Annotated in this window: 19 protein-coding genes and 1 tRNA gene; 13 read left to right on the forward strand and 7 right to left on the reverse strand. The window is 33.6% G+C overall.

Annotated elements, in window-relative coordinates:
* The first annotated feature begins 89 nt into the window (after positions 1–89).
* Together V1468_RS05690 and V1468_RS05695 are read left to right on the forward strand one after the other, a co-directional pair.
* Positions 90–2,042 carry a YgiQ family radical SAM protein gene (locus V1468_RS05690; RefSeq protein WP_331809256.1) on the forward strand — a complete coding sequence of 651 codons (1,953 nt, stop codon included), beginning with the start codon at positions 90–92 and terminating at the stop codon, positions 2,040–2,042.
* A gap of 130 nt (positions 2,043–2,172) precedes the next feature.
* Entirely contained in the window at positions 2,173–2,733 is a 561-nt protein-coding gene (locus tag V1468_RS05695) for a type 1 glutamine amidotransferase domain-containing protein (protein ID WP_331809257.1), read from the forward strand.
* Positions 2,734–2,786: 53 nt separating this feature from the next.
* Here V1468_RS05695 and polA read toward each other — a convergent pair whose 3' ends face one another.
* Positions 2,787–5,636: a DNA polymerase I gene (gene polA / locus V1468_RS05700; RefSeq protein ID WP_331809258.1), complete on the reverse strand. Its 2,850-nt coding sequence runs from the start codon at positions 5,634–5,636 to the stop codon at positions 2,787–2,789.
* A gap of 105 nt (positions 5,637–5,741) precedes the next feature.
* A complete protein-coding gene (locus V1468_RS05705) occupies positions 5,742–6,002 on the reverse strand; it encodes a hypothetical protein (protein WP_331809259.1) in 261 nt (86 codons plus the stop codon).
* Between the two features lie 261 nt (positions 6,003–6,263).
* Between V1468_RS05705 and V1468_RS05710 the strand changes: the two genes are divergently transcribed.
* Positions 6,264–7,688: an aldehyde dehydrogenase family protein gene (locus V1468_RS05710; RefSeq protein ID WP_331809260.1), complete on the forward strand. Its 1,425-nt coding sequence runs from the start codon at positions 6,264–6,266 to the stop codon at positions 7,686–7,688.
* Here V1468_RS05710 and V1468_RS05715 read toward each other — a convergent pair.
* The 3 genes from V1468_RS05715 to V1468_RS05725 are packed head-to-tail and all read right to left on the reverse strand — an operon-like array spanning position 7,685 to position 13,370.
* The gene (locus tag V1468_RS05715; protein ID WP_331809261.1) at positions 7,685–8,692 is read right to left on the reverse strand and encodes an isoaspartyl peptidase/L-asparaginase family protein; all 1,008 of its coding nucleotides are present in this window, start codon (positions 8,690–8,692) and stop codon (positions 7,685–7,687) included. The genes V1468_RS05710 and V1468_RS05715 overlap by 4 nt on opposite strands.
* A 10-nt stretch (positions 8,693–8,702) precedes the next feature.
* On the reverse strand, positions 8,703–10,373 hold the full coding sequence (locus tag V1468_RS05720; protein ID WP_331809262.1) for an MFS transporter: 1,671 nt from the start codon (positions 10,371–10,373) through the stop codon (positions 8,703–8,705).
* Positions 10,374–10,394: 21 nt separating this feature from the next.
* Complete coding sequence (locus V1468_RS05725; RefSeq protein WP_331809263.1) at positions 10,395–13,370, reverse strand: GH92 family glycosyl hydrolase; 2,976 nt, start codon at positions 13,368–13,370, stop codon at positions 10,395–10,397.
* Between the two features lie 102 nt (positions 13,371–13,472).
* Between V1468_RS05725 and V1468_RS05730 the strand changes: the two genes are divergently transcribed.
* Complete coding sequence (locus tag V1468_RS05730) at positions 13,473–14,699, forward strand: metallophosphoesterase (RefSeq protein WP_331809264.1); 1,227 nt, start codon at positions 13,473–13,475, stop codon at positions 14,697–14,699.
* A 107-nt stretch (positions 14,700–14,806) separates the two neighbouring features.
* Positions 14,807–15,103 carry a thioredoxin family protein gene (locus V1468_RS05735; RefSeq protein WP_331809265.1) on the forward strand — a complete coding sequence of 99 codons (297 nt, stop codon included), beginning with the start codon at positions 14,807–14,809 and terminating at the stop codon, positions 15,101–15,103.
* On the opposite strand, the gene V1468_RS05740 is transcribed toward V1468_RS05735, so the two are convergent.
* Together V1468_RS05740 and V1468_RS05745 are read right to left on the reverse strand one after the other, a co-directional pair.
* On the reverse strand, positions 15,084–15,767 hold the full coding sequence (locus V1468_RS05740) for a polysaccharide deacetylase family protein (protein WP_331809266.1): 684 nt from the start codon (positions 15,765–15,767) through the stop codon (positions 15,084–15,086). The genes V1468_RS05735 and V1468_RS05740 overlap by 20 nt on opposite strands.
* 5 nt (positions 15,768–15,772) lie before the next feature.
* Positions 15,773–19,228 carry a DUF2723 domain-containing protein gene (locus tag V1468_RS05745; protein ID WP_331809267.1) on the reverse strand — a complete coding sequence of 1,152 codons (3,456 nt, stop codon included), beginning with the start codon at positions 19,226–19,228 and terminating at the stop codon, positions 15,773–15,775.
* Positions 19,229–19,381: 153 nt separating this feature from the next.
* Between V1468_RS05745 and V1468_RS05750 the strand changes: the two genes are divergently transcribed.
* The 8 genes from V1468_RS05750 to V1468_RS05785 all read left to right on the forward strand — a co-directional run bounded on the left by V1468_RS05750 (position 19,382) and on the right by V1468_RS05785 (position 26,300).
* Positions 19,382–19,454 (forward strand) — tRNA-Gln (locus tag V1468_RS05750).
* 687 nt (positions 19,455–20,141) lie between these two features.
* On the forward strand, positions 20,142–20,669 hold the full coding sequence (locus V1468_RS05755; protein WP_331809268.1) for a hypothetical protein: 528 nt from the start codon (positions 20,142–20,144) through the stop codon (positions 20,667–20,669).
* Positions 20,656–20,883 carry a hypothetical protein gene (locus V1468_RS05760; protein WP_331809269.1) on the forward strand — a complete coding sequence of 76 codons (228 nt, stop codon included), beginning with the start codon at positions 20,656–20,658 and terminating at the stop codon, positions 20,881–20,883. Before V1468_RS05755 ends, V1468_RS05760 begins: the two co-directional genes overlap by 14 nt.
* Before the next feature lie 218 nt (positions 20,884–21,101).
* Positions 21,102–21,275: a hypothetical protein gene (locus V1468_RS05765; RefSeq protein ID WP_331809270.1), complete on the forward strand. Its 174-nt coding sequence runs from the start codon at positions 21,102–21,104 to the stop codon at positions 21,273–21,275.
* A gap of 68 nt (positions 21,276–21,343) precedes the next feature.
* Positions 21,344–22,300 (forward strand): phosphoribosyltransferase-like protein, encoded by a 957-nt coding sequence (locus V1468_RS05770; RefSeq protein ID WP_331809271.1) that lies wholly within the window; start codon positions 21,344–21,346, stop codon positions 22,298–22,300.
* Positions 22,293–24,158 (forward strand): ORC-CDC6 family AAA ATPase, encoded by a 1,866-nt coding sequence (locus V1468_RS05775; RefSeq protein ID WP_331809272.1) that lies wholly within the window; start codon positions 22,293–22,295, stop codon positions 24,156–24,158. The genes V1468_RS05770 and V1468_RS05775 overlap by 8 nt, the downstream gene beginning before the upstream one ends.
* 155 nt (positions 24,159–24,313) lie before the next feature.
* Entirely contained in the window at positions 24,314–25,129 is an 816-nt protein-coding gene (locus tag V1468_RS05780) for a hypothetical protein (RefSeq protein WP_331809273.1), read from the forward strand.
* Positions 25,119–26,300 carry an N-6 DNA methylase gene (locus V1468_RS05785; protein ID WP_331809274.1) on the forward strand — a complete coding sequence of 394 codons (1,182 nt, stop codon included), beginning with the start codon at positions 25,119–25,121 and terminating at the stop codon, positions 26,298–26,300. Before V1468_RS05780 ends, V1468_RS05785 begins: the two co-directional genes overlap by 11 nt.

Below are 26,300 nucleotides of genomic sequence, written 5' to 3' on the forward strand. Positions count from 1 at the left end.
CTAAAATATACTGCTATTGTGTTGCATTTGTGTGGTTTAACAGATGTGCTTGCAATTAAGTAGTAATTTCTATTTACCTTTATGCCGTTATGCAAGAAGAATTAAGACTTTCTAGTTGGTTGCCTACCACAAATAAAGAGGTGAAAATTCGCGGATGGGAATACCTAGATGTTATCCTGTTTAGCGGAGATGCCTATGTAGATCACCCAACGTTTGGTCCTGCCGTAATCGGACGCTTGTTAGAAAGTATGGGTTTGCGTGTTGCTATCGTACCGCAACCAAATGTTAACGATAATCTTCAGGATTTTGTTAAGTTGGGTAAACCACGTCTGTTCTTCGGTGTTACAGGTGGTTGTATGGATCCTATGATTAGCAACTACAACGCCAATAAAAAACGTCGCGATAAAGATGCCTACACACCAAATGGCGAAATTGGTTTTAGACCAGATTATGCATCAACGGTTTATAGTAAAATTTTAAAAGAAAAATGGCCAGATACACCAGTTTTAATTGGTGGTATTGAAGGTTCATTACGTCGTGTCACACATTACGATTATTGGAGCGACCAATTAATGCCAACTATTTTAGAAACCTCTAAAGCCGATATGTTGGTGTACGGAATGGGCGAACAACCACTTCGTGAAATTGTCCGTTTGCTAGAACGTGGTGTACCTTTTAATAGTATAAATACTGTTAACCAAACAGCGATTCTTATTAATGATGAAAACGATATCCCAAAAAACAAGAATTGGGAAGATGTTGAAATCGCATCGCACGAAACCTGCTTAAAAGATAAAAAGGCTTACGCGTCTAACTTTAAGGTGATAGAGCAAGAGTCTAATAAATTGGCTGCAAGACGTATTTTTCAAAAGGTAGGTAATAAGATGCTGATGATAAATCCACCTTATCCTACAATGACGGAAGCCGAGATTGATGCTTCTTTCGATTTGCCTTACACGCGTTTACCGCATCCAAAATACAATAAGCGTGGGCCAATTCCTGCTTACGAGATGATAAAAACGTCTATAAACATTCACCGTGGATGTTTTGGTGGTTGCAGTTTTTGTACCATTTCGGCACATCAAGGAAAATTTATCGCGAGTCGTAGTAAAGAGTCTATATTAAGAGAAGTTGATAAAGTGGCGAATATGCCTGATTTTAAAGGCTATTTATCTGATATTGGCGGACCAAGTGCTAATATGTACCAAATGAAAGGTAAAGTACAATCTATTTGTGATAAATGTGTCGCGCCGAGTTGTATTTCGCCAGTAATTTGTAGCAATTTAGATACGTCGCACAAACCGTTAACCGAGTTATATCAAGCTGTTGATAGTCATCCGAAGGTAAAAAAATCCTTTATTGGTTCTGGAATTAGACACGATATGTTGGTACCAGAATTCAATAAAAATGCTGATCCAAAAGAGTTAGACGATTATACCGAAGAAGTGATGACCAAGCACGTTTCAGGTCGACTTAAAGTAGCGCCAGAACATACTAGCGATCCTGTTTTGAAATTAATGCGTAAACCGTCTTTTAGTTACTTTCATAAGTTTAAAGAACGTTTTGATAAAATCAATATTAAGAATAAACTGAACTTACAGTTAATTCCGTATTTTATCTCAAATCATCCAGCTTGCGAAGTAGAAGATATGGCAAATCTTGCTGCCGAAACTAAAGATATGGGCTTTCAGCTTGAGCAAGTACAAGGTTTTACGCCAACACCAATGACGGTTGCAACAGTGATTTATTACAGTGGTTACCATCCGTATACACTTAAAAAGGTAAATACGCCAAAAACCAGAAAGGAAAAGGACGAACAACACCGTTTTTTCTTTTGGTATAAAGATGAAAACAAAGCTTGGATTAAAAACACGCTTAATAAATTAGGAAGACAAGATTTACTTGATGTTTTATTACCTAAAAAAGATGAAAAATGGCGTAAAAACAAACCTGGTAAAACTAAAAACACCTTTAACGATGCCGTGCCTTTTAATCAGCGCAAGAATAAGGCTAAATTCCGAAGTAAAAAGAAGAAACGCTAACTCATAAGTATTTAAGATTCCTTAACAATAGCTGTTAAGTCTAGGTTAATCCACTTACATTTTTTGGTTTTGGTTGATATATCTGTTAGTTTGAATGGACAATTATTAACCCAAAAAATCACAAATGATAATGGAAAATTTAGAAAAAAAGACCGTTGCAATTTTAGCAACCGATGGCTTTGAAGAAAGTGAATTAAGAGAACCTAAAAAAGCGTTAGAAGAGGCAGGAGCAGATGTGCACATTGTGTCTTTAAAAACTGGCGAAATTAAAGGTTGGGATAACGGAAATTGGAGTAATGCTTACAAAGTAGACAAAACTTTAGACGAAGTATCGCAGAGTAATTATAATGCTTTAATGCTGCCAGGAGGCGTCATTAATCCTGATATTTTAAGACGAAATGATAAGGCTGTAAATTTTGTAAAGTCGTTTTTTGAAAACAAGAAACCTGTAGCGGCAATTTGCCATGCACCATGGCTATTAGCTGAAGCAGATGTTTTAAAAGGACGAAAAGTAACATCGTATAATTCTATTAAAACCGATATTGAAAATGCAGGATCACATTGGTTAGATGAAGAAGTTGTTGTAGACGAAGGTTTAGTAACAAGTCGTTCACCTGAAGATTTACCAGCGTTTAACGCTAAGTTAGTAGAAGAAGTCTATGAAGGTAAGCACGAAATGCAAACTGCATAATAGATTTAATATATAAAATGAAAAAGCAGGATTTAATCCTGCTTTTTTTATGTCTAATGCGCTTCTAACCAGTTATCACCAAGACCAATTTCAACATCTAATGGTACAGATAATTTAAAGGCATTTTCCATTTCAGTTTTTATCAGTTTTGAAACCTCATCTAATTCAGGTTTGTAAACATCAAACACTAATTCATCATGTACTTGTAGTAGCATTTTGGTTTTGTAATTACCAGCTTCTAATTTCTCGTAAATATTGATCATTGCTAGTTTGATGATATCTGCAGCACTACCTTGAATTGGCGCATTTACAGCATTTCGCTCTGCTGCACCACGAACAACCGCGTTTCTAGAATTGATATCTTTTAAATATCTGCGTCTGCCTAAAACCGTTTGCACATAACCATGATCACGCGCAAAATCGACTTGTTTGCTGATGTAGTTTTTTAGTTTTGGATAGGTTTCATAATATGTATCGATTAGCTCTTTTGCTTCGCTACGTGATAAATCAGTTTGATTACTTAATCCAAATGCCGACACTCCATAAATAATTCCAAAATTCACAGTTTTTGCATTGCTACGTTGTTCTCTAGTAACGTCTTCAATAGCAACATTAAATACTTTGGAAGCGGTTGACGCGTGAATGTCTTCACCATGTTTAAAGGCTTCAATCATCGTTTCTTCTTCACTTAACGCTGCGATGATGCGCAATTCAATTTGAGAATAATCGGCAGCTAATAAGGTGTAGTCTTTATTACGAGGTACGAACGCTTTTCGTACTTGTCTTCCACGTTCAGTACGAATAGGAATGTTCTGTAAATTAGGATTATTACTGCTTAAACGACCAGTTGCTGCAACAGTTTGCATATAATCTGTATGTACGCGACCTGTAGCTTCTTCAACTTGAAGCGGTAAGGCATCTACATAGGTGCTTTTTAGTTTGGATAAACCTCTAAAATCAAGAATATTTTGGATAATTTCATGATCTTTTGCCAAGTAACTCAACACGTCTTCTGCAGTAGAATATTGCCCAGTTTTGGTCTTTTTTGGTTTGTCTACCAATTTCATTTTTTCAAATAAAATGACACCTAATTGCTTTGGTGATGCAATGTTGAATTCTTCGCCAGCAGCTTCATAAATGCTTTTTTCTAGGTTAGCAATGTCACTGTTTAATTGCTCTGATAAGCTATTTAAAAAGTCTTTGTCAAGGTTGATGCCTTCTAATTCCATTGCGGCTAAAACGCGTAGTAGCGGAATTTCAATCTCATCAAACAATTTTTGTGTGTTGGCTTCTCCCAACTCTTTTTCAAAATGTTCTTTAAGTTGAAGTGTAATATCGGCATCTTCTACAGCATATTCGGTTTGTTTGTCTAAAGGTACATCGCGCATAGATAACTGATTTTTACCTTTTTTACCAATCAAGGTTTCAATGGAAATAGGCGAGTAGTTTAGATATGTTTCTGATAGCACATCCATGTTGTGACGCATGTCTGGATTAATCAAATAGTGCGCTAACATGGTGTCGAATAAAGGTCCTTTGACTTCAATATTATATTTGGCTAAAACCTTGATGTCGTATTTTAAATTCTGACCAATTTTCTGAATGTTTTCAGCTTCAAAAAATGGGCGTAATTCTTCTATTAATTCTTGTGCTTCATCTTTATTTTCAGGAAAAGGTAAGTAGAAACCTTTACCAGTTTCCCAAGAAAAAGCGATACCAACCAATTCTGCGGTTAATGGATTTAAACCAGTTGTTTCAGTGTCAAAACACACTGAAGTTTGATTAAGCAGGTTTTTTACAAACAGTTTAGTAGCCATTCCGCTTGCAACACTTTGATAAAAGTGGCTTGTGTTTTCGGCTGTATTTCTTGTGAAAGATGTGTTTGCTTCAGTTTGCGAATCATCATCGCCGCCACCAAATAATGAGAATTGTCCTGCACCAGCATTACTAGAATTTGAGTTAGATGTAGCTTTTGGTTTTTCTTCTGTTTTAGTCGTTGTGGTAGAATTATCGCTTTCTGAAGTAAACGTTTTAATGAAATTATCTGTAAGACGTCTAAACTCTAACTCTTGAAAAATTTCTTTTACCTTTTCAATATCTGGATGATCTAATTCGAAATCTTTCGCGTTGAATTCCACAGGAACATCAAGCATAATTCGCGCTAATTCTTTTGAAAGTCGACCCAATTCGGCATTAGCTTCAACTTTTTCTTTCATCTTACCTTTTAGCTGGTCTGTGTTAGCTAAAAGTCCTTCCATGCTACCAAATTGTTTGATGAACTTTTTAGCAGTTTTGTCGCCAACGCCAGGCAAACCAGGAATGTTATCACTAGCATCACCCATCATGCCAAGATAATCTATAACTTGTTCTGGTCTTTCGACTTCAAATTTTTTCTGTACTTCTGGAATTCCCCAAGTTTCATATCCGCCACCAAACGATTTTGGGCGATACATAAAAATATTTTCGGTCACTAATTGTGCAAAATCTTTATCTGGTGTGACCATATAGGTTTTGTAACCTTCTTTTTCCGCTTGACGGGAAAGTGTCCCAATAACATCATCTGCCTCAAAACCTTCCTTTACCATAATTGGAATATGCATAGCTTCCAGAATGTTGCAAATATGAGGAATTGCAGTGCGAATGCCTTCTGGTGTCTCGTCACGGTTGGCTTTGTAGGCTTCGTACATTTCTACACGATCTACGCTTCCGCCTTTATCAAAACATACCGCTAAATGGTCTGGTCTTTCGCGTTTGATGACATCTAAAAGCGAGTTCATAAAGCCCATAATGGCTGAGGTATCTTCACCTTTAGAGTTAATTCTTGGGTTTTTTATAAAAGCATAATACCCACGAAAAATAAGCGCGTAAGCATCAACTAAAAAGAGGCGTTTTTGTTCTGACATTTTGAAGAATTTTGAAGTCTATAAAACTACAAAACTTACGAGTATTTATAAACAAAAAAGCCAAAACATGTGTTTTGGCTTTTTCAATGGTTAATAGCATATTAATTAGCAAAGCTTTACGGTCTTAACTTTAATTTGAAGACTTTTTCTGTAAGCTTTAATACTTATAATCTCGTTACTTTTCTTATGATTTAATCTTAAAACTTTAGCCTTAGCTTTAGCAGATATAGTGGCTTTTGCAACCTCAGGCTTTTCAGGCTTAATAGTTTCAACCAATTCAGTCTCAACGTTACTTACAACGTCTTGCTGCGCAAATCCTGCTAGAGACATTGTTAAGAAAGCTAATATGACTAAACCTTTTTTCATTGTTATTAAACCGTTTTGTTTTAATTTCGATTCAAAGAAACGTCGGTTTGTTTATATAGGGTGAAATTTTTGGACGAAACAAGGCGATAATTAGATAACTGACATTTGTTAGTCAAAAACATCGATGAAATACACAAAATGAGCTCTCAGCCCTTTAAAAGCGTTGTTTTGTTAAGTTAAAATCATTGATTTTCAGGTTAAAAGAGATGCTTTACACATATTATCGATGAAATGCATAGTTATAATTATATTAATAAGCACATGAAAACGGACAGTATAGATTTTAATGAAAATCCACATTATCAGTTATTTTTAAAACAACAATTTCAACAACTAATAATAGGAACTGTACCTTATAGTGCTCGAATAGAGAAATTAAAAAAACTGAGGACTGCGATTGAAGTAACTTTTAGAGATCAAATTATTGAAGCGTTACACAAAGATTTAAACAAGCCTAGAGTAGAAGCAGAGCTCACTGAGATTTATCCTATTATAAGCGAAATTAAATTTGCAAAGTCTAACCTACGTCAATGGATGCGAAAGCAAAAGGTAGATACACCTATCTCCATGCTAGGCTCAAGCTCTTATTATATTTATGAACCTAAAGGAGTCTGCCTAATTATTTCACCATGGAATTTTCCGTTTAACTTAACCTTTGGGCCTTTGGTCTCTGCAATTGCAGCAGGTAATTCAGTTATTATAAAACCATCAGAAATGACACCTAATTCTTCAGCTTTGATGTCTGAAATTGTTAGAACTGTTTTTGATGATAATGAAGTTGCCTTAGTAGAGGGTGAAGTTGAAACCTCAAAAAAATTATTACAATTACCATTTAATCATATCTTTTTTACAGGCTCACCAAATGTTGGTAAAATCGTGATGTCTGCTGCTGCTAAACATTTAGCTTCAGTGACACTTGAGTTGGGCGGAAAGTCTCCAACGGTAATAGATAGTACTGCAAATATTGATAAAGCTGCCAAGCGTATTGTTTGGGGAAAGTTTATGAATGCAGGGCAGATATGTGTGTCGCCAGATTATGTATTAATAGATGAAAGTATAAAGGAGCAGTTCATTATAGCCTGCAAAAAATGGATAGAACACTACTTTTCTAAGCAGCCAGAAACATCAAATTCTTACGCAAGGATTGTAACCCAAAAACATTTTGAACGTTTACAATCTCATTTAGAAAATGCAAAAAGCTTAAATGCCAATTTAGATATTGGTGGAGATGTAGAAGCTAATTTAAAATATATAGCTCCAACAATAGTTTCAGGTGTAAGTGATGAAGCTTCATTATTAAATGAGGAAATATTTGGACCAATTTTACCAATAGTTACTTATAAAACCTTAGATGAAGCTATTACTTATATCAATTCCAAAGAACGACCATTAGCATTGTATATCTACAGTAACAGTAAAAGAAATACAAAAAAGATAATTAGAAATACCAGAGCAGGAGGTACATGTATAAACACTAATGTGATTCATTATGCGAATCATAATCTACCATTTGGCGGTGTGAATAACAGTGGTATAGGTAAAAGTCACGGTTTTTATGGTTTTAAAGCCTTTAGTAACCAGCGTGCTGTTGTAAAACAATATACTTTTGGTATTAATGAATTGCTATTTCCACCATACACTAATTTTAAAGAGAAATTAGCGAGACTGACAATTAAATGGTTCTAAGGTTTTAAATAAAAATCAGACTGAATCTGCTCATTAACTCCATCCTGAAACTTAGTCATACTAAACCACTGATGTATAGAATAACTTCCGGTTTCCCCTTTTTTATTAACAGCAATATAGCCTACTTGAAAATCTTTATAATTACTATTTGGCTTAGATACAATTCTATTGATGGCTTCCTCACAAGCTTGTTGAGGTGACTTACCGTGTCGCATTAATTCTACCACCAAAAAGCTGCCAACGGTTTTCACTACTTCTTCACCGAGACCTGTAGCTACACAACCTCCAACTTCATTGTCAATAAATAATCCAGAGCCTATTATTGGCGAATCACCAACACGTCCTTGCATTTTGTAAGCCAATCCACTTGTGGTACAAGCACCTGCAATATCTCCATTTTTATCTATGGCTAGCATACCAATGGTATCGTGGTTTTCAATATTGATGATGGGTTTGTACTCGCTTTTTACTTTCCAGTCTTCCCAAGCTTTTTTTGAGGAATCCGTCAATAAGTCTTCTTCTTTAAATCCTTTTGAAATGGCAAATTGTTTAGCACCTTCGCCAGCCAACATAACGTGTGGTGTATCTTCCATCACTTTTCTAGCAATAGATACTGCGTGTGTTATGTTTTGAAGATAAACCACAGACCCACAATTTCCGTGCTTATCCATAATACAGGCATCTAGCGTCACATTTCCATCTCTATCGGGTAAACCGCCTTTGCCTACAGAACTGTTTTTAATGTCAGCCTCTTCAACCATACAACCTTGTTCCACAGCATCTAGAGCATTGCCTCCATTTTGTAAGACTTCCATAGCTTTTGTTGTAGCATTTTTAACGTGCCAAGTTGCGATTACTAATGGCAATTCAGCTTTACTTGTTAATGCTATAGTTTGACTGCTATTGTCTTTAGATTTAGAATCAGCACAACTTGTGATAGAGTTTCCAATAGCTAATCCTGCGCCTGTTAACGCGGCGTTTTTTATAAAGTTTCTTCGTTTCAAAATCTAAGATTTAATATTCAACACCTTGTTTGTCTAAAACGGTCTTTGTTCTAAATGCATAGAATAAAAGGTATGCAAAGCAGATCACAGCTATCCAATACGACGATTGTATATTAAAAACATCAGCTAACTTTCCTTGTACAGGTGGAATGATGGCTCCACCTAAAATCATCATTATTAAAAATGAAGAACCTTGAGAAGTGTACTTGCCTAAACCTGCAATACTCAAGGTGAAAATACAAGGCCACATTATAGAGCAAAATAATCCGCCAGATATAAAAGCAAATAATGCTACATTACCAGAAGCAAATAGACCTATAAGCATTGCAATGATACCTAATAAACTAAATATTTTTAAAGTTTGAACAGGTTTGTCTTTAGCTAAGAAGAAACCACCGATTTGAACCGCAATACAAATGGCGAAAAATAAAATTTCGTCCGTACTAAAGCTATATTTTATAGAGTTTACTAGGATAATAACACCAAAGGCAATGTAAGGAACAATGATAAGTAAGGCTTTTTTAAGACCTTTACTTGGATTAAAAACAGTAATGGCACCAACCCAACGACCAATCATTAATCCGCCCCAATATAACGAGATGTAGGAGCCTAATTGAGAGTCATTTAATACAGGTAAACCTAAGGCGTTAAGCCCTGAATTTTCAAATTCTTGTTTTAAAAGTTCACCAAGATTACTACCAACAGTAACTTCTACACCTACGTAGGTGAATATAGCTAGCATACCCAAAACCAGTTGTGGATATTTCATTGCTCCCCAACCTTCAGGCTTTTTTGTGGCACTAGAATTGGCAACAAAAACTGCTGCGATAACAGCAAAAAGCGCAATGAATAAAACCATTAATCTTGTATGTTCTAGGTCTTCTGTAACTTCAGTATTGCCAGAATAGGTGCTAAAAATATATCCAAAACACCCTACAATTATTAAAGTTAAAACAATGAGTAAATTCCTAGCTTTGTTAGCTGGTTCAAAAGCTGTTTCAGATTTTAAAGCAGGTAGTTTTTTAGAAAAGTAGAACAATGCTGCTGCAGCTAGAAATAAACCTCCAACTCCAAGATACAATTGTTGAACCGTCATTAGCGTAATTTCATTATTAGCAATCATAGATGCTAATTCATCAGTGCTCCAGCTTGCAGAGCCAAAAATGACTAAACTTACCACAACAGGTCCTATGGTTGTTCCGAAGGAATTAATACCACCAGCTAAATTCAAACGATGCGAACCAGTTTTTGGGTCTCCAAGTGCAATAGCAAATGGGTTGGCAGCGGTTTGTTGCAGCGAGAAGCCTAAGGCAACAATAAAATATGCGATGAGCACCAGATAAAATACACCGGTTTGACCTTGTTCGGCACCTGCAGTTACAGGATACATTACAAAAGCACCAACGGCTGAAAGTAACAAGCCGTATATAATTCCATTTTTGTAGCCCCAATTATTCATAATGTCCTTTTTAATAGAACCAGAAAGAATAAATAATAACAAAGCACCAATGTAATACGCACCATAAAAAGCAAAATCTACCAATTGCGATTGAAACTGGTCAATATTAAAATACGTTTTACAAAAAGGAATAAATACACTGTTGGATGCGGCAATAAATCCCCAGAAAAAGAAAACGGTGACTAAGGTTGCTAAAGCCGATTTGTTGTTTTGATTGCTCATATAATTGTTAGTTAGTTTTACTTATTTTATCGAAATTTCATCAGCAAAAATCCAGCTTCTGCCATCCATTGGGTAGCCCAAATGCCATTCTGGTAGTTCGCCTAATTTCTTTGCGATGATTTTAATGTACCTACATTTTTTTGGGACTTGTTTAAAATAAACTTCTTTAATTTCAATGTTATTTGATTTTTTAGCTGCATCAATTTTTCTTGGTTGTTTTTCAATAGGGAAAAATTGTTTTCCATCTACCGAACCAAGACATTTCACTTCCGTTGGATAAAAAATCCAAGCACCTTGGTCTTGCAAGAAGTTTACAGAAATCAGGTTGATAGGTTTAAGTTTTCCTAAATCTACAGTGGCAACCAAATCGGTATCGTGATAACCTTGCCAGCTGCCTGTTCTGTAGTTTTTGGTGCTTCTAATACCATCTATAAGCGCATCATTTCCACCTGCTGAATACTGATTGGCAAATTCACTTTCAAGCGTGATGCTTAAGTCTGGATCAATTTTATAAAATGGTGTGGTTAACACAGGACTTTTCAGGTCGTCTTTTTCAGAATATAACTTCACTTTTGTGTCTTCTGTTATAATGAAAGGCGTTTTGTAAAGTTGAAAATCTTCATCATTAATAGCATAAAATATGTTTGCATCTTTTTCAGAAGTATTTAAAACAACTTCCGTAGAACCTCTGAAAGTGATATCGCCTTTTTCAATAAATGGCGACGGTAAAATAATATGATCTGTTATTTCGGTTTTTGGCTCTTGACCATCTCGACTTCCCCAAACCGCTGGATTATCGGTCATATGAAATTCCAAATTACCACCATTCATAATGTCCTTATGAGTGATGTAGGTGTTGTTCAATTTTTCGCCATTTAAATATACATATTCTACATACTTATTGGTGTCACTAAGATTATGCGCTGTTATGTTGAATTGTTTTTCATTTTCCAGATTAATGGTGGCTTTGTCAAAAAGTGGTGCACCAATGATATATTGATTAGAACCTGGCGTTACAGAATAAAAGCCCATAGAACTCAACACGTACCAAGCACTCATTTGTCCACAATCTTCATTTCCCGAAACACCATCTGGATCGTTTTTATAAAGTTCGGTTAAAATTTGATGAACTTTCTCTTGCGTTTTATGTGGCTTATTTACAAAATTATAAAGGTAAGCCATATGATGACTCGGCTCATTACCGTGCGCATACTGACCAATTAAACCTGTGATATCTGACTGATGACGTCCCGAAGTTTCGCTTTTTGCCGAAAATAATTCATCAAGTTGGGCTTCTAAAGCATCTTTTCCACCCAATAAATCTGTGAAGCCAGAAATGTCCTGCGGCACATAAAAACTGTATTGCCAAGAATTGGCTTCGGTATAGTTGAAGTTAACTTCATAAGGATCGAAAGGCGCAAACCACGTGTTTCTAAAACGTCCACGCATAAACTTACTACTTGGGTCAAACACATTTTTGTAGTACTGCGCACGTTGAATGTAGGTTTTATAATCGTCGTCTTTATTCATCGCTTTTGCCATCTGAGCTATTGTCCAATCATCATAAGCATATTCTAAGGTTTTTGAAACCGATTCGCTTTCTTCATCAACAGGAATAAAACCATAATTTTTATAGGCTTCTAACCCAAATTTATCTCGCGTTGCCGAATGCTTCATAGCTTCAAAAGCTTTTTCGGTATCGTAGCAGCGAATACCTTTTAAATACGCATCGGCAACAACAGGTACAGCGTGGTAGCCGATCATACAGTCAGTATAATTTCCTGATAAATCCCACATTGGCATTATGCCGCCTTCATCATATTTAGCCAAAAATGTATTTATAAAATCATTGGTTTTGTCTTGCTCTATAATCGTATAAAGCGGATGAGCAGTTCTATACGTGTCCCAAAGTGAAAACACAGTGTAATAATCGAAATCTTTAGTTTGATGAATTTCTAAATCCATACCTCTATAGCGACCATCAACATCTTGATAAATATTTGGTGCAATCATTGTATGATATAATGCAGAATAGAAATTGGTTTTTTTGTCTAAATCTTGGTCACTGAGCGGAGTCGAAGTGCTTTCAATAACAATTTTTTCAAGCTGAGACTCCCAGGCTTGTTGTGCTTCTTGCTTTACGGTTTTAAAATCTTTGTTTAAAACTTCGGCTTCCAAATTTTTATAAGCACCAACTTCATCAACAGCTGAAATTCCTGTTTTAATGAAGACTGGTTCGTTGTTTGGGTTTTCAAATTGAATGACGGCCTTTTTACTTTCAAACTTGTAGTTTTTACTCACAGCCACACCTTCATCATCATAGACGATGTTTTTTATTGGGTGCGAAAATTTAATATGATAGAACAAACGCTGGTCTTTTGCCCAAGCAGCAGAATGTCTGTATCCATTGATTTCTGTGTCGTTTAACTTGTCAATTTTATAACCTAACAGTTTATCTCTGTGTGCTAAATCTAAAACCACATACTGATTTTTAGCCGATGGAAATTGATATTTATGAATACCACTTCGTTTGGAAACCGTTAATTCAACATCAATATCAGTTGAGTCTAAATGTACTTTATAATAGCCAGGTTCTGCACTTTCATTCTCGTGTGAAAAATGTGCACGATATCCAGATTTTCCATCTGAACCATTGTTAAAATTCACTTTGTTGGTTGGCATTAAAAGTACATCACCATAATCGCTAATGCCTGTGCCGCTAAGATGTGTGTGTGAAAATCCGTAGATGTATTCGTCTGTGTAATGATAGCCAGAGCAGCCGTCCCAACCCTCTAAACGTGTGTCGGGACTTAATTGCATCATACCAAAAGGCATCGTTGCACCAGGATAGGTGTGGCCGTGACCACCTGTGCCAATGAACGTATTGACGTAGTTGGTTAGTGGTTGGTCTTTTTTTGCAGGTTTGAGATTATTGTTTTTATTGCATCCAAAAAATAAAAGGATAGCAATGAAGCATAAGAACAAAACGTTGCGCACTTGGTAGAGATTTTAGTTGCTGAAAGATAGTAAATCTTAACATAGCGTTAAATATAAAGTAACTGTTAAAGTTTAGGGTTTTATATACTTTATATTTGTCTTATGACAAGATGGATTATTTTTATTATAATATATATTCTGCTTACTGCTTATGGTTTTCAAGCTATAAAGACCATAACAAAGCAAAGCTGGATTCATTATCTTTTTTTGGGTATTGCCGTGATTGTGGTGGGTAATTTTATTATTCAGTTTACGGTAACTGGCGAAGGACGTGTTTTAAGTCCTGCAAAGAGCTATGCTTTTGGTTTTCTTTTAACATTTATGTCTGTTAACTTGGTTTTAGTGCCTATTCTTTTAGGCGAAGATATTATTAGAGGGTTATACAGTCTATATGATAAATTTATAGTTAAGCGAGAGGCCTTACATGTTCCTGGGCGTCGTAAATTTATTAGTCAAATAGCTTTAGGGATAGCAGCTATTCCTTTTGCTTCACTATTATATGGAATGTTTAAAGGGAAATATAATTTTAGAGTACTGAATTATACTTTGCATTTTGAAGATTTACCTGATGCTTTTGACGGTTATCGACTAACTCAAATCAGCGATATACATTCTGGTAGTTTTGATAATAAAGAAAAGATAGAATATGCAGTTGATTTAGTAAATGAGCAAAAATCTGATGTTATACTATTTACTGGTGATATGGTAAATAACAAAGCGACTGAAATGCTTCCTTGGAAGGAAACCTTCAGCAGGTTGAAAGCAAAGGATGGTAAATATTCTGTGCTAGGTAATCATGACTATGGTGATTATGTAGATTGGAATTCGTCAGCAGAGAAAATCAAAAATTTAGAAGATTTAAAGGAAATTCAAAAAGAAATAGGTTTTGATCTTTTGCTGAATGAGCATAGATATTTGGAAAAAAATGGTGAAAAAATAGCCATTGTAGGTGTTGAGAATTGGGGAAAAGGATTTAAACAAAAAGGGGATTTAAAAAAAGCATCTTCACAAATTAGTTCAGATGATTTTAAAATTTTAATGACGCATGATCCTAGTCATTGGGATGCTGAAGTTGTTAATAACGAATATCATTATCACTTAACTCTGAGTGGCCACACACATGGTATGCAATTTGGTATTGAGATTCCTGGTTGGATAAAATGGAGTCCAGCGAAATGGAGATATAATCAATGGGCAGGTATCTATGAGGCTTTAGGGCAATACATAAATGTTAATAGAGGTTTTGGCTTTTTAGCTTATCCAGGTAGAGTTGGCATATGGCCTGAGATTACGGTTATAGAGCTCAAAAAAGGAGTAAAACAAGCATAATTGCTAACAATTGTTTATTTTTATGTGGTTCATTACGAACTTACTATATTTTTTTAGTGAAAATTTTATGTAGGTTTGTAGAACTCGTTTGACTAAAACAACAATATATGTCAAAATTTGGGGAATTAATAGATGTCGATATTCCGGTGCTATTAGACTTCTACACAGAATGGAATGATCAATCTGCAGCAATGCATCCTATCCTTAGAGATGTTGCCGCGGCATTAGGCGATAAAGCTAAGGTCATTAAGATTGATGTAGATAAAAACAGAGAGCTAGCAGAGGCACTTCGTGTTAAAGGTTTACCAACATTGATAATTTATAAAAATGGCGAAATGAAATGGCGTCATAGTGGTGAGCAAGATGCAGATACTTTAATTAGTATTATTCAAGAATACTTTTAGATATTGCTTTAAATTCATATCCTTTGCTGCTGTAAAAATCCAAGACTTTTGGTAGTGTGTACTTTAGATTACGAGAGGCTTTAACGCTATCATGAAACACAATAATGCTTCCTTCTTTTGCCTTAGAAATTACATTGTTTAAGCACCCTTCCTCACTTACAGACTTGTCCCAGTCATAAGAAAGAACATCCCACATAATGATGTCGTAGTTTAGTTGTTGCAACCTAGTACTTTGCTTACTTTTAAATTTACCGTAAGGTGGTCTAAAGAATTTATTAGACTTTAGATTGGTAAGATCTGTTAGTTTAGTGTTTTGAACCTGAAAATTGATGACAGAATCAGTGAATTCAATTTCTTCTATATACGCTTTTGTTTTTGTTTTCCAGCCTTTGGAATGATTATAGGTGTGGTTTCCGATGCTATGATCGTCCTTTAAAATAGCCTCGAAAATACCTAAGTTAGATTCAATATTCTTTCCAATACAGAAGAATGTTGCTTTAGCGTTATATGCTTTTAATGTTTGAAGCACCCAATCTGTTATTTCTGGTGTTGGGCCATCATCAAAAGTAAGATAAAGCTCTTTTTTAGTTGTATTGATATTCCAGACAAACTTTGGAAATAAATGTTTTACAAAGCCAGGTGTCTTAGCAGGAATAATCTTCATATGTCTTATTCTTCAGGTGCTATAGAATCTTTTATAGTATCGTTTAAAATAGATTGGATATCAATGTCATCAATCGGCTCCTCTAATTCTTCTTCCGTTCCGAAGAACTCCTCTAAAAGACCAACGTAATTATTATATGTCTTCATTTCTTCCATAGCAAATTCTTTGTCATTATAGACGAAAAGAAGGTCAATTAAAGATCTGTAGCGTTGAATGTCTAACAAAATTTTATCTTCAAAAAACCTCATTATATCTTCTTCGTCCAAACCACTATAATATACCAGATTTTCCTGATAGACTTTAGTAACCTCTTTAAATAGATTTCTGCCTTTTTCAATATTACCCACTTCGTAATATGCACTAATAAATGGTTCTAAAAGTGAGTGGTAGCCAAACTTGTCTACAGGCATTTTTTCCATTGCTATGTCTGCTATTTCTTCGGCTTCTTTTAATTTGTCTTCATTAATAAGCGCTTCTATTAATCTTGCTAAATTACCTCTATAAGTTATACCGTTTCTTCTACTTTCAATATCATGGTAGATGTCTTCACCGCTTCCGCCCCAATCCCATTTTTTGACCATATTATACATTAGGTCAGGATCAACACGTCCCATATCATAAGGGTTGGCTCTGTCTACAGGTGTTTTTATAGGTACTAGTTTATAACACATACCATCTAATTGTAAGTAGTCTTTTAGCCAAATGTAATCATCAGCACCAAATGCGCCACCAGTAAAATAGATAGGTCTTTCCCAATTGTTATTGGCAATTATATCTAACATTAATAGTCTGTTCTTATAGATGTAGCTTCCTTCTATATCTGCATATATCTTGTCTTCAATTTTATCAGCATCCTTAGCTTTAACGGTGCCATTTTTTAAAACTTCTTCTTTATTAACAGGAATACTTATATGTCTCGTAGGGAAATAGTTAGTGTTTAATATATGCTTAGGGTATTGTCTTGGGTCTTCCCCTTGTGCTTTTACTACATACTCAAACTTAGTTTTTGGGTCATCATTAGATACAAAATCCATAAACTCTTTAATATCTAAAGTGTCGTTTGCAATTTGTCGAGTTATTTCTCTATAGATAATTACATCTCTGTAGCTTCCTCTGTATTGATTATGTGTTAATTGGGAAGGGATAGGGTCACTTTCATAAGCTTTACGTTTCATTTGGTCTATATACCAATCTGTTTGAAATAAACTGGTGTTAACTACACGTACATCTGTTCTTACTCCCTCAATTTCTTGTAAATACCATAACGGGAATGAATCATTGTCGCCTATGGTAAATAAAATTGCATTTGGTGCGCAAGATTCCAAATACTTTCTAGCCATAGCATTTGCTGTGTATTTTCCTGAACGATCATGGTCATCCCAATTGTTTGCTGCTAAAATACCTGGTACAATAATTAAACAAGCTAAGGATACAGCAGGTGCTAATAGCTTAGTTTTTATACTAGATTTTAAAAGATCATAAATAGCATAGACTCCAAATCCAATCCAGATAGCAAATACATAGAAAGAACCAACAACTGAATAATCACGCTCTCGAGGTTCAAAAGGTCTAATGTTGGTATAGAACTGAATGGCTAAACCAGTCATTAAAAAGAAAACCAATAAGACCCAAAAACGCTTTGCATCTGAATAGAGTAAAAAGAAGAACCCTATTAGACCCAGTATTAGTGGTAAAAAGTAATAAGTATTGCGTGCTTTATTTTCTAAAACTTCTGTAGGTAAATTATCTTGCGATATTCCTAAGTGTAATTCATCAATAAACTTAATACCAGAAATCCAATTACCATTAAAATCGTCATACCTACCTTGAATATCATTTTGTCTTCCGGTAAAGTTCCACATAAAATAGCGCCAGTACATATAACCAAATTGATACTGAATCATGTAAGCTATATTATCGGCAAAAGAAGGTTGTTCTACAACAAGATATTGCTGGCCATAGCGTCTTAAAAATTTATCATGGGTTTCATAATCTACCTCCCCTTTTCTAATTCGAATTCTGTGATCATTTACAATTTTGTCAATACGTTGTTTTTCCTGGGAAGCGTATGCGTTAGCTTGCTCTGTGGCATATAAATCAGCTTCAGATTCGCTTAGTCCTTGCTTTAAAGCACCTTCCATAAAAACATTGTAAGCCTCATTAAAAGCATTGTTTTTTAGTTTTGGATTAACTTTAAAATCAGCAAAGCCTGTAAACATCATATAGTTATCGGCATGTTCTGTACTCCACATTCTAGGTAATATAGAGGCATGCTCATGATTGTAGTTTTGCTTTGTACCTTCCCAGTCGTTAATAATTACATACTCTCCCTTTTCATCATCACGTTCGTAATTCTTTTTGTCATTAACAAAAGGCTCATCTTTATCTGCTCCTGAGTAGATTTCAGTAAACTGAGGGCCATAAAACAAATGGGTTTCAGGGTACTGCTCTAAGTTATAGTATGCAAGTAACTCTCTGGCATCAGAAGGGTCGTTTTCGTTGATAATTACGTTGGCATTTGCACGAATAGGTAACATCATCCAAGATGAAAATCCTATAAAAATGAACATTAAACACAAAACCAAAGTATTGATATGAATCATACCCTTTTTGCGTGTATAATTCAATCCAAAATAAAATAGTGCTATAACTAGTAGTCCTGTGATAATAGTTCCAGAGTTAAAAGGTAATCCAATAGAGTTAACAAAAAATACTTCGAGATAACCGAACAGCTTTAAGGTTGAAGGCAATAATAATTTGAAAATAAATAATAGTATTGCTGCTGAAGCAACGTTGGCTATTATGAAGTTTTTCGCGGTTATGGTTTTGTAATTCTTAAAGTAGTAAATAAGACCAATAGCCGGAATGGTCAACAGTCCCATAAAGTGAACACCAAACGAAAGTCCAATAACAAAAGCAATGAGGATTAACCAGCGGTTACCTCTTGGCTTGTGCATATCTTGCTCCCAACGTAAAGCTAAATAGAACATTATAGACATGATGAGTGTAGCCATAGCATACACCTCAGTTTCTACAGCATTAAACCAAAAAGAATCTGTAAAAGTAAACGCCAAACTACCTACAAAAGCACTACCCAAAATAGCCATACCTTTTCCTTGGCTGGAGTCTTTGTTGTACTTAACAAGTTTGACTAATAATAGGCTGATAGTCCAGAACATGAATAAAATGGTGAATGCACTTGATACAGCACTCATTAAATTCATTATCATACCAATTTGTGAAGGTTCTAAGGCAAAAATAGAAAAGAATGCTCCCATCATTTGAAATAATGGTGCTCCTGGTGGATGCCCAACTTGTAGTTTAGACGATGTTAAGATATATTCTCCTGCATCCCAAAAGCTTACTGTTGGTTCTACAGTTAAAGCATAGACTGTACAAGATATTGCGAATACTAGCCACGCTAATATATTATTCCACTTTTTAAAGTTAAATTCTGTCATTGAAAACCTTGGTTAATGATGCTGGCGAATTTACTAATTATTATAGTAATGCCTACATTTTTAAGTTAACGTTAAGTAATTTGAATTATTTTTTTACTTTTTTTTTGTCCAAGACAACTTTTGTATTAAATTTGCACCCTCAATTTAAGAGATTGGCCTATGGTGTAACTGGCAACACGTCTGGTTTTGGTCCAGAAGAGTCTAGGTTCGAGCCCTAGTAGGCCAACAAGTAATTTACAAAATCCTTTTAAACACTATTTGTTTGAAAGGATTTGTTTTTTATGCGTAGTAATAAGCGTAGTAATTTTAGAGTATAAACAAAAAAAGAACCCACTTAGGGTTCTTTTTTTATTTTAGCTCCTTTTACTAAGCTTAATCAGAGATTTTTTAATATTACTTTCAAAGTAACGCTTTCTATTTCCTAATCTAAAGTCGATTTGAATATTGCCATTGCGCTCATATTTGAGAAGTGTGTTCTCGCAGATTTGTAGTTTCTGCATAACATCTCTGGAAGTCATGATTTTATCATTCATGATTCCATTTGGTATTTATGCCAGTTTCTTATGTGCTTTAATGTTATCGAGCCAATATTGGTACTAACTGGTCTGAACTCCCGACTTGATAAACATTTTTAAAACGCATGCCTTCAAAATCAACAAAAAAAGCCATAGTTGATTTAAGGTCTCTATGTCAAACTAACCCAAAAAAAATGACATAAACAAGGTGATTTCAAGGAAAATGAAAAAAAACTTTAAATATTCACTTTACTTATTCCTAAAAATTACGAATACTTACCTAAATAAATTAATTCCCAGGTTTTTAAAGTTTGGAATATTTATTTACAAATAACAAAGCTAAATGGAGGAAATAGAGATATTTCCTAAAGCATTTGGTACGCCTTAAAAAGAAAGAAATGGTAGAAAAAGAGTATTTGAGTGTTTCTGAAATAGCGAAACAAAAAGAGATGACAACGAGAAACGTTAGAAGAATAATTAAAGATTTGTGTAAAACCAAAAGCAAAGACTTGATTAGAAAAAATAAGTTAAATCAATGGGAGGTTCATCATCTATTGAAGCATAATTTTAAGAGAAGGCGAAAACATAGACAACAATATTTTGCCTTAAGTTTCCAAACGTATAGCAGTTATACTTTCAAAGATTTAGATAATATCTTAAAAAATGTATTTGACCGTATAGATGACCCTAAACTTGAAATTAACTACACTAAAGAAAAAAAGAAGTCTAACGGTAAGCCACACATACATAGTTTTATTAAAACTTCAACAAAGAAAAATGAGCTACTTAGAACGCTTAAACTTTTGTGTGCTAATCTAAGTTACCATGAGTCAAAAATCTTTGATTTAAAGTGTTGGAAAAGCTATATAACGAAAGATGGTGGTCAAATAATTACTTTAAAAAAAGAAAGAGATGAAGAAAGATAAATATACCTATAACTTAATGAAGTATTACGATGATTATAAAAAGACTTTTGGTTTTTTGGATGAACGAACTTATTATGTTTTAAGATATAAAGGTAAGATTGGAGCTTTACTAAAAGGCGAAGAAATTAGTTTAAAAGATGATGGAATCTTTATAGAGGAGAACTGGTATAGATATCATTATTATTTGACAAATAAAATACCAATTTACCTGTAGGGAGCTAGCCAAAATAACTCCCTTACTTTAGCGTGAAATTCGATTAAAAGTAGCAGTCGGAGTGATTCGCAAAATTTTTTTACCAAAAATTTGCGTTCTAAAAAGTAATATAACAACACGTAGTTATTATAAATAAGAGAATGCTAATCAATTAAAATAGCATTCAAATAAAGGGTTGTTGTAAAAGCAGTCCGACCAGAAATTAAATTTTAAAAATTATGAAAAAAGATGAAATAGAAGCAAAAATTGTTTACAAACAAGAATTGATTAATCAGGAGGGTGACCAGAATAAAAAAAATAAACTAATACAAGATTTAAGTATTTTGAAGATGCGTTTGGACATGGAGAAAACCCAAATGAAAATTAATCAGTTTACGAATAGAGATTATTAATAAAGTTTTCAGTTGAAAATATCTGAATTAGGAATAAAATCTTTTTCTTTATGTTTAATTACTGAAGGATGCTTACAAATGAAGAAATAGAAGAGTTTAATTCTTATGCGTTAGATAAGGTATATTTTTATATAGAATCTAATTTTTGGTCTAAGCCTAATGTAAAGGAATTACAAAATTGGCTTAATAATTTTATATTACCAGAAGAGAAATATTGTGCTTTAAAATTGTTAGATAGATTTGTTTACTATTCTGAGGAAGATATCATTAGATTAATGAATTTTGGATTAAACGAGAAAATTTTTAAACGTTATGCTTTAAAATTAGAGAAGGAAAGTAGTTTTCTTTTAACAGAGGAAGACATAATAAAAGCTAAAAAAACTTTTCTTGAAAACACATTTTTTGTTCCATTAAATACAGGCAATCTTTCCCAAAGTTCTTTGGTTATGGCGAGATACTTAACAATTGATGTTGGTATTTCTGAAAGTAAGATTTTAGACACCAATAGTTTAAGTTCTGATGAATTAAAGACTTGTAAAAACCTTATTATTTTGGATGATTTTGTGGGAAGTGGAAAACAAATAAGTGATTTTTGGAATCTTACTAAAGTAAAATTAGATGACAATGAAATTTTATTTAATGAATTAAAGGAAAAATTTCCAGATATTAATATTGAATATTTTTGTTTAGTATGTACTAATGAAGGTTATGATAATTTCAAATTTGATTTTGAAATGGGTAAAAGAAGTGATTTAATGGTAACTTACGGTGAACTTCTTGGAAATCGGTTTAAAATATTTGGTGAAGACTCTGTGTATTTTGAAGCAGAAGAAATAGAGTTTTGTAAGGATATACTTAAAAACTTGTGTGATAAAAACGATATAGAGTTTTTAGGTTATCAAGGATTAGATTATGCAATAGCTTTCCATCATGCTATTCCTGATTGCTCCCTACCTCTGTTTTATACTAATAATAAAAATTGGAATAACCTTTATCGAAATAAAAGAACTGAAACTGATGTCTAAATTTAAAAATCCATTCTCAACCGACAGGGCAGAGCAATTAGGTGATAAACTATTTGAGTTTTATGCTTCTCATAAAAGTTTTAATGGGTTGCTGAGAAGCAAATCTTTAATCCTTGAAGGTGGAAGAGGCTCAGGTAAAACAATGTATTTTTTATATCATTCGTATCAGAGTAAAAAACAAGAAGCATTTAGTAAAGACATAAGCTTTTTAGACTTCATAAATAATCAAGAATTAATTGGTATTCACTTTAGGGCTGATTCTAATTTTGTGCCAGCCTTTCAACATAAAGGTATAAATGATGAAGAGTGGGTTCAACTCTTTAGTCACTATCTTAACTTAAATTTGACTAAACGCCTGTTAGAAGTAATCTTAGACATTAATGCTCACACAAATGAAAGTTTGGATTTTGAGCTGAAAGATGAAGTTCAAGAGTTGTTAAATGATAAATCAATTACAGATTATGAATCCTTTCTAAGGAGAATTAAATCGCATGAAATAAAGCTTCTATCATTTATAAATAATCCAGGTGAATTATCAAAACCAAGATTAATAATTAATGGGCTCTTGTTAAATTATTTGGCTCAAAGTGTTTTATCTCAAGACCTTTTAAAAGCAAAAAAAATTCATGTTTTTGTAGATGAATATGAAAACCTTTTGCCGTATCAGCAAAAGATTATAAACACTCTTATTAAACATCCCAACCCTGTCATTTTTAATATTGGAATGCGAAAAGAAGGTCTGAAGACTTATGAAACTTTAAGTGAAAGTGAGATTATTAGCTCACCTCACGACTATAAAAGATTTGATTTAGAAGAATTGTCAGATTCTGAGTATGAAGAGTTGTTAATAGAAATTTGTAATAAAAGATTGTCAAGGATTCCATGTCTGAAAAATGGTAAAGAAGAATTATTAGACATAAGATATTATTTAGGGGGTTATGATTATCAAGAGGAAATAGAAGAAATAGTTAAAGGTAAGGGTAAGGAGACTTTAAAAATTAGATTAAAGAATAGATTAAGTATTGAAGACACGAAATTAGCTATATTGTATAATGTAGAAAACCCACTTATTCTAAGGCTTAATCAAGTTCTTTTGGATAGGGGCAAAAAGCCGACTGAACTTGCCGAGGAATTAGAGAAATTTCAGAATAATAAGCCTTCAAAATATAATGATTGGATTCATAATAATAAACTAGGGATTGTCTTCTTAGTGGCCAAGGAATTTAAAAAAGAGAAAAAGTATTCAGGTTTCAATACTTTTAAATCGGTATCATCAGGTATAAGCAGATACTTTATTGAACTATGTGAAGAAGCGTTTAAAAATGCTTGGAGAAATGGCTTTTCATTTGATGAGCCTAGAAAATTGACCGATTTAGAACAATCGCATGCAGCATATTCTATTACTAAGTACAAAATTAATGAAATCGAAACTTATACACCCCACAGTATTAGGTTGAAACGATTTACTATACTATTGGGGAAAATATTTCAAGCTTTACATCGAGATAGTAAATTAAGTGAGCCAGAAAAAAATCATTTTACCACACAATATGATAAGTTGTCTGAGGACACTAGAGATTTTCTTAAAAATGCAATTCTCTACTCTGTGTTACAAAGGCGTGAGCAGACAAAAGATAAAGACCCTTCCATTGACTCTAATAATTGGGAATATCATCTAAATCATATCTATGCACCGTATTTTAAAATTTCAGCTAGGCGGATAAGGAGTTTGAATATTGATGCAAACAACTTAGAGTCACTAATACATGGTGACGTTGCTAAGGCTAATTTGGTAGCAAATAGTTATGTAAAGAATATAACAAAGGACGATACTAATCAACTAACTTTTGAATTATAATGTTGTACAATAGATATTATGATTTAAATAGTTTAATCCTAGACGAGTCTTTTAGTAGTAGCATCGACATAATTATTTTAGGTAATAGTAAAGAAGTTCGTGCACAGAAGATACCGCTTCTTTTAAAAAGTAGTTTTAAAGGGAAAGCTTACTCTATGAATTACGATGTTGAATATGAGAAGTATTCAATAATTGAATCTTCACTTAATTTACAAATTAGAAATGAAGACCTTCAAAGAACTGGGAAAGATTTATTAAGTACTTTTATTAGTGATTTAAAGGAAATAGGAATTGACGATAAATCAGTTCTTATTGATATTACTTCTTTAAGTCATCCCGTAGTTTTTTATTTGATTAATATTCTAAAAAATAAGTTTACTCCTGAAAAACTATTTGTGTGTTATACAGAACCTCAGAAATATGATAAAATTAAGACAGATGAGGTTGAGGTTAAATTTGATTTGACTGAGAAATTTTGTGAAGTGAACTCTTTACCTGGATTTTTAAGACAATCTGACCATAATAAGGAAAAAATCCTTGTTACAACTCTAGGTTTTGAAGGGGCTAGATTTACAAAGGCTTTTGGAGATGTAAATCCAGCAAGAAGAAAAACATTTGCAATTGTAGGTTTTCCATCTTTCTATCCTAGTTGGCAATATTATGTTTACTCTCAAAATCAAAGTACCTTAGAACAATCCAAAGCAACTGAATTAATATACAGGACTACAGCTAATGAGCCATTTGGGGTTTATAATATTTTGGAGGAAATAAAGAAAAATAATATGTCATATGAAATTACGGTAGCACCTTTAGGCACCAAACCTCATTCACTTGGGGTTAGCATGTTTGCTGTAAAGAACAAGGAAATTTTATTATATTACGATTTTCCATCTCATGGAAAGAAGATAAGGACTGTTGGTGTAGGCAAAAGTTTTATGTATAATTTAACCAGTTTCATAAATGAGGAGTGATTTAGGACAATACTATACACATCAAAACATATCTAAGCTTTTGATGTCAAATATATTAATGAAAAATCCTAAAAAAATTTTAGAATTAGGAATTGGAGACGGTGCTTTGTTACGTGAGGCTAAATTGAAATGGCGAGATTCTAAAATCATTGGGGGTGATATTGACCCAAAAAATATAAAAATACTTAAGAAAGAGTTTCCAAATGTCGATTTGTTTTTAATCAATGGGTTGTCATCTAGGCTAAATCATAGATTAAAGATTAAGCTTGGCTCAATTGATGTTGGTGTTTGTAATCCGCCCTATTTGGTTGTAGAAAAAAGTGATGAAATAAAGAAGATTTTAAACTCATCAAGATTGGGTGATTTGTCAGACTACAGAATTGTGACTTCGGATTTAGTTTTTTTGGCTCAAAACCTGCTTTTAATCAGGGAGAATGGTGAGCTAGGAATTATTCTGCCCGATGGCCTACTTACATCACATCAATTTTCTATGTTTAGAAAAAGAATTATAGAGAACTATTCGATTAAAGGTATAATCGAATTACCAGATAAAATTTTTAAAAAAACCGAAGCTAAAACTCATATTTTGGTTTTAAAAAAATGCAGACCTAAAAATAAAACGGTTACAATTCATAAGGCCAATCATAAGGGAGAAATTGAAGATACAATTAATGTTGACATAGTTGATTTACCTCATAGAATGGATTATAGCTATCATAAATGGCGTTTAAATGATTTTAAAAAGGGTATTAGTTTAGAGAGTGTTAAAGCCGAAATATTTAGGGGAAAGTTCTCGAAAAAGGAACTTTCCAATGGTGATTATAAGTATATTCATACTACAGATTTAAAAAAAGACCTGAAATACCAAGTCTTTAAACCAAATAAGAGGGTGGCTCGAAGGTTTAGATGTGCTAATAAAGGGGATATTATAATTCCTAGGGTTGGAAAAAGATGTTTAGGACGGGTAATGGTAATAGAAGATGGTTCTATCCTAATAAGTGATTGTTTATACGTAATAAGAGTTCCTCAAGAATATAGAGAAGCGTTAGTCAGAACATTAACAAGTGAATATGGCCAAAATTGGATTAAAGCTAATTCACATGGTGTATGTTCTAGAGTTATAAGTAAAATCGATTTACTTAACCTAGAGATTCAACCTCTTACCCTTTAA

Origin of the sequence: Winogradskyella poriferorum (assembly GCF_036553625.1) — a bacterium.
In the GTDB taxonomy this organism is placed as follows: Bacteria; Bacteroidota; Bacteroidia; order Flavobacteriales; family Flavobacteriaceae; genus Winogradskyella; species Winogradskyella poriferorum.

Bases quoted from the DNA above. Each gene is read 5' to 3' on its own strand.
- polA (WP_331809258.1), bottom strand. From the start codon at position 5,636: ATGTCAGAACAAAAACGCCTCTTTTTAGTTGATGCTTACGCGCTTATT.
- V1468_RS05720 (WP_331809262.1), bottom strand. From the start codon at position 10,373: ATGAGCAATCAAAACAACAAATCGGCTTTAGCAACCTTAGTCACCGTT.
- V1468_RS05770 (WP_331809271.1), top strand. From the start codon at position 21,344: ATGCTTACAAATGAAGAAATAGAAGAGTTTAATTCTTATGCGTTAGAT.
- V1468_RS05780 (WP_331809273.1), top strand. From the start codon at position 24,314: ATGAATTACGATGTTGAATATGAGAAGTATTCAATAATTGAATCTTCA.
- V1468_RS05705 (WP_331809259.1), bottom strand. From the start codon at position 6,002: ATGAAAAAAGGTTTAGTCATATTAGCTTTCTTAACAATGTCTCTAGCA.
- V1468_RS05755 (WP_331809268.1), top strand. From the start codon at position 20,142: ATGGTAGAAAAAGAGTATTTGAGTGTTTCTGAAATAGCGAAACAAAAA.
- V1468_RS05740 (WP_331809266.1), bottom strand. From the start codon at position 15,767: ATGAAGATTATTCCTGCTAAGACACCTGGCTTTGTAAAACATTTATTT.
- V1468_RS05765 (WP_331809270.1), top strand. From the start codon at position 21,102: ATGAAAAAAGATGAAATAGAAGCAAAAATTGTTTACAAACAAGAATTG.
- V1468_RS05775 (WP_331809272.1), top strand. From the start codon at position 22,293: ATGTCTAAATTTAAAAATCCATTCTCAACCGACAGGGCAGAGCAATTA.
- V1468_RS05785 (WP_331809274.1), top strand. From the start codon at position 25,119: ATGAGGAGTGATTTAGGACAATACTATACACATCAAAACATATCTAAG.
- V1468_RS05695 (WP_331809257.1), top strand. From the start codon at position 2,173: ATGGAAAATTTAGAAAAAAAGACCGTTGCAATTTTAGCAACCGATGGC.
- V1468_RS05760 (WP_331809269.1), top strand. From the start codon at position 20,656: ATGAAGAAAGATAAATATACCTATAACTTAATGAAGTATTACGATGAT.
- V1468_RS05710 (WP_331809260.1), top strand. From the start codon at position 6,264: ATGAAAACGGACAGTATAGATTTTAATGAAAATCCACATTATCAGTTA.
- V1468_RS05735 (WP_331809265.1), top strand. From the start codon at position 14,807: ATGTCAAAATTTGGGGAATTAATAGATGTCGATATTCCGGTGCTATTA.
- V1468_RS05730 (WP_331809264.1), top strand. From the start codon at position 13,473: ATGACAAGATGGATTATTTTTATTATAATATATATTCTGCTTACTGCT.
- V1468_RS05745 (WP_331809267.1), bottom strand. From the start codon at position 19,228: ATGACAGAATTTAACTTTAAAAAGTGGAATAATATATTAGCGTGGCTA.
- V1468_RS05690 (WP_331809256.1), top strand. From the start codon at position 90: ATGCAAGAAGAATTAAGACTTTCTAGTTGGTTGCCTACCACAAATAAA.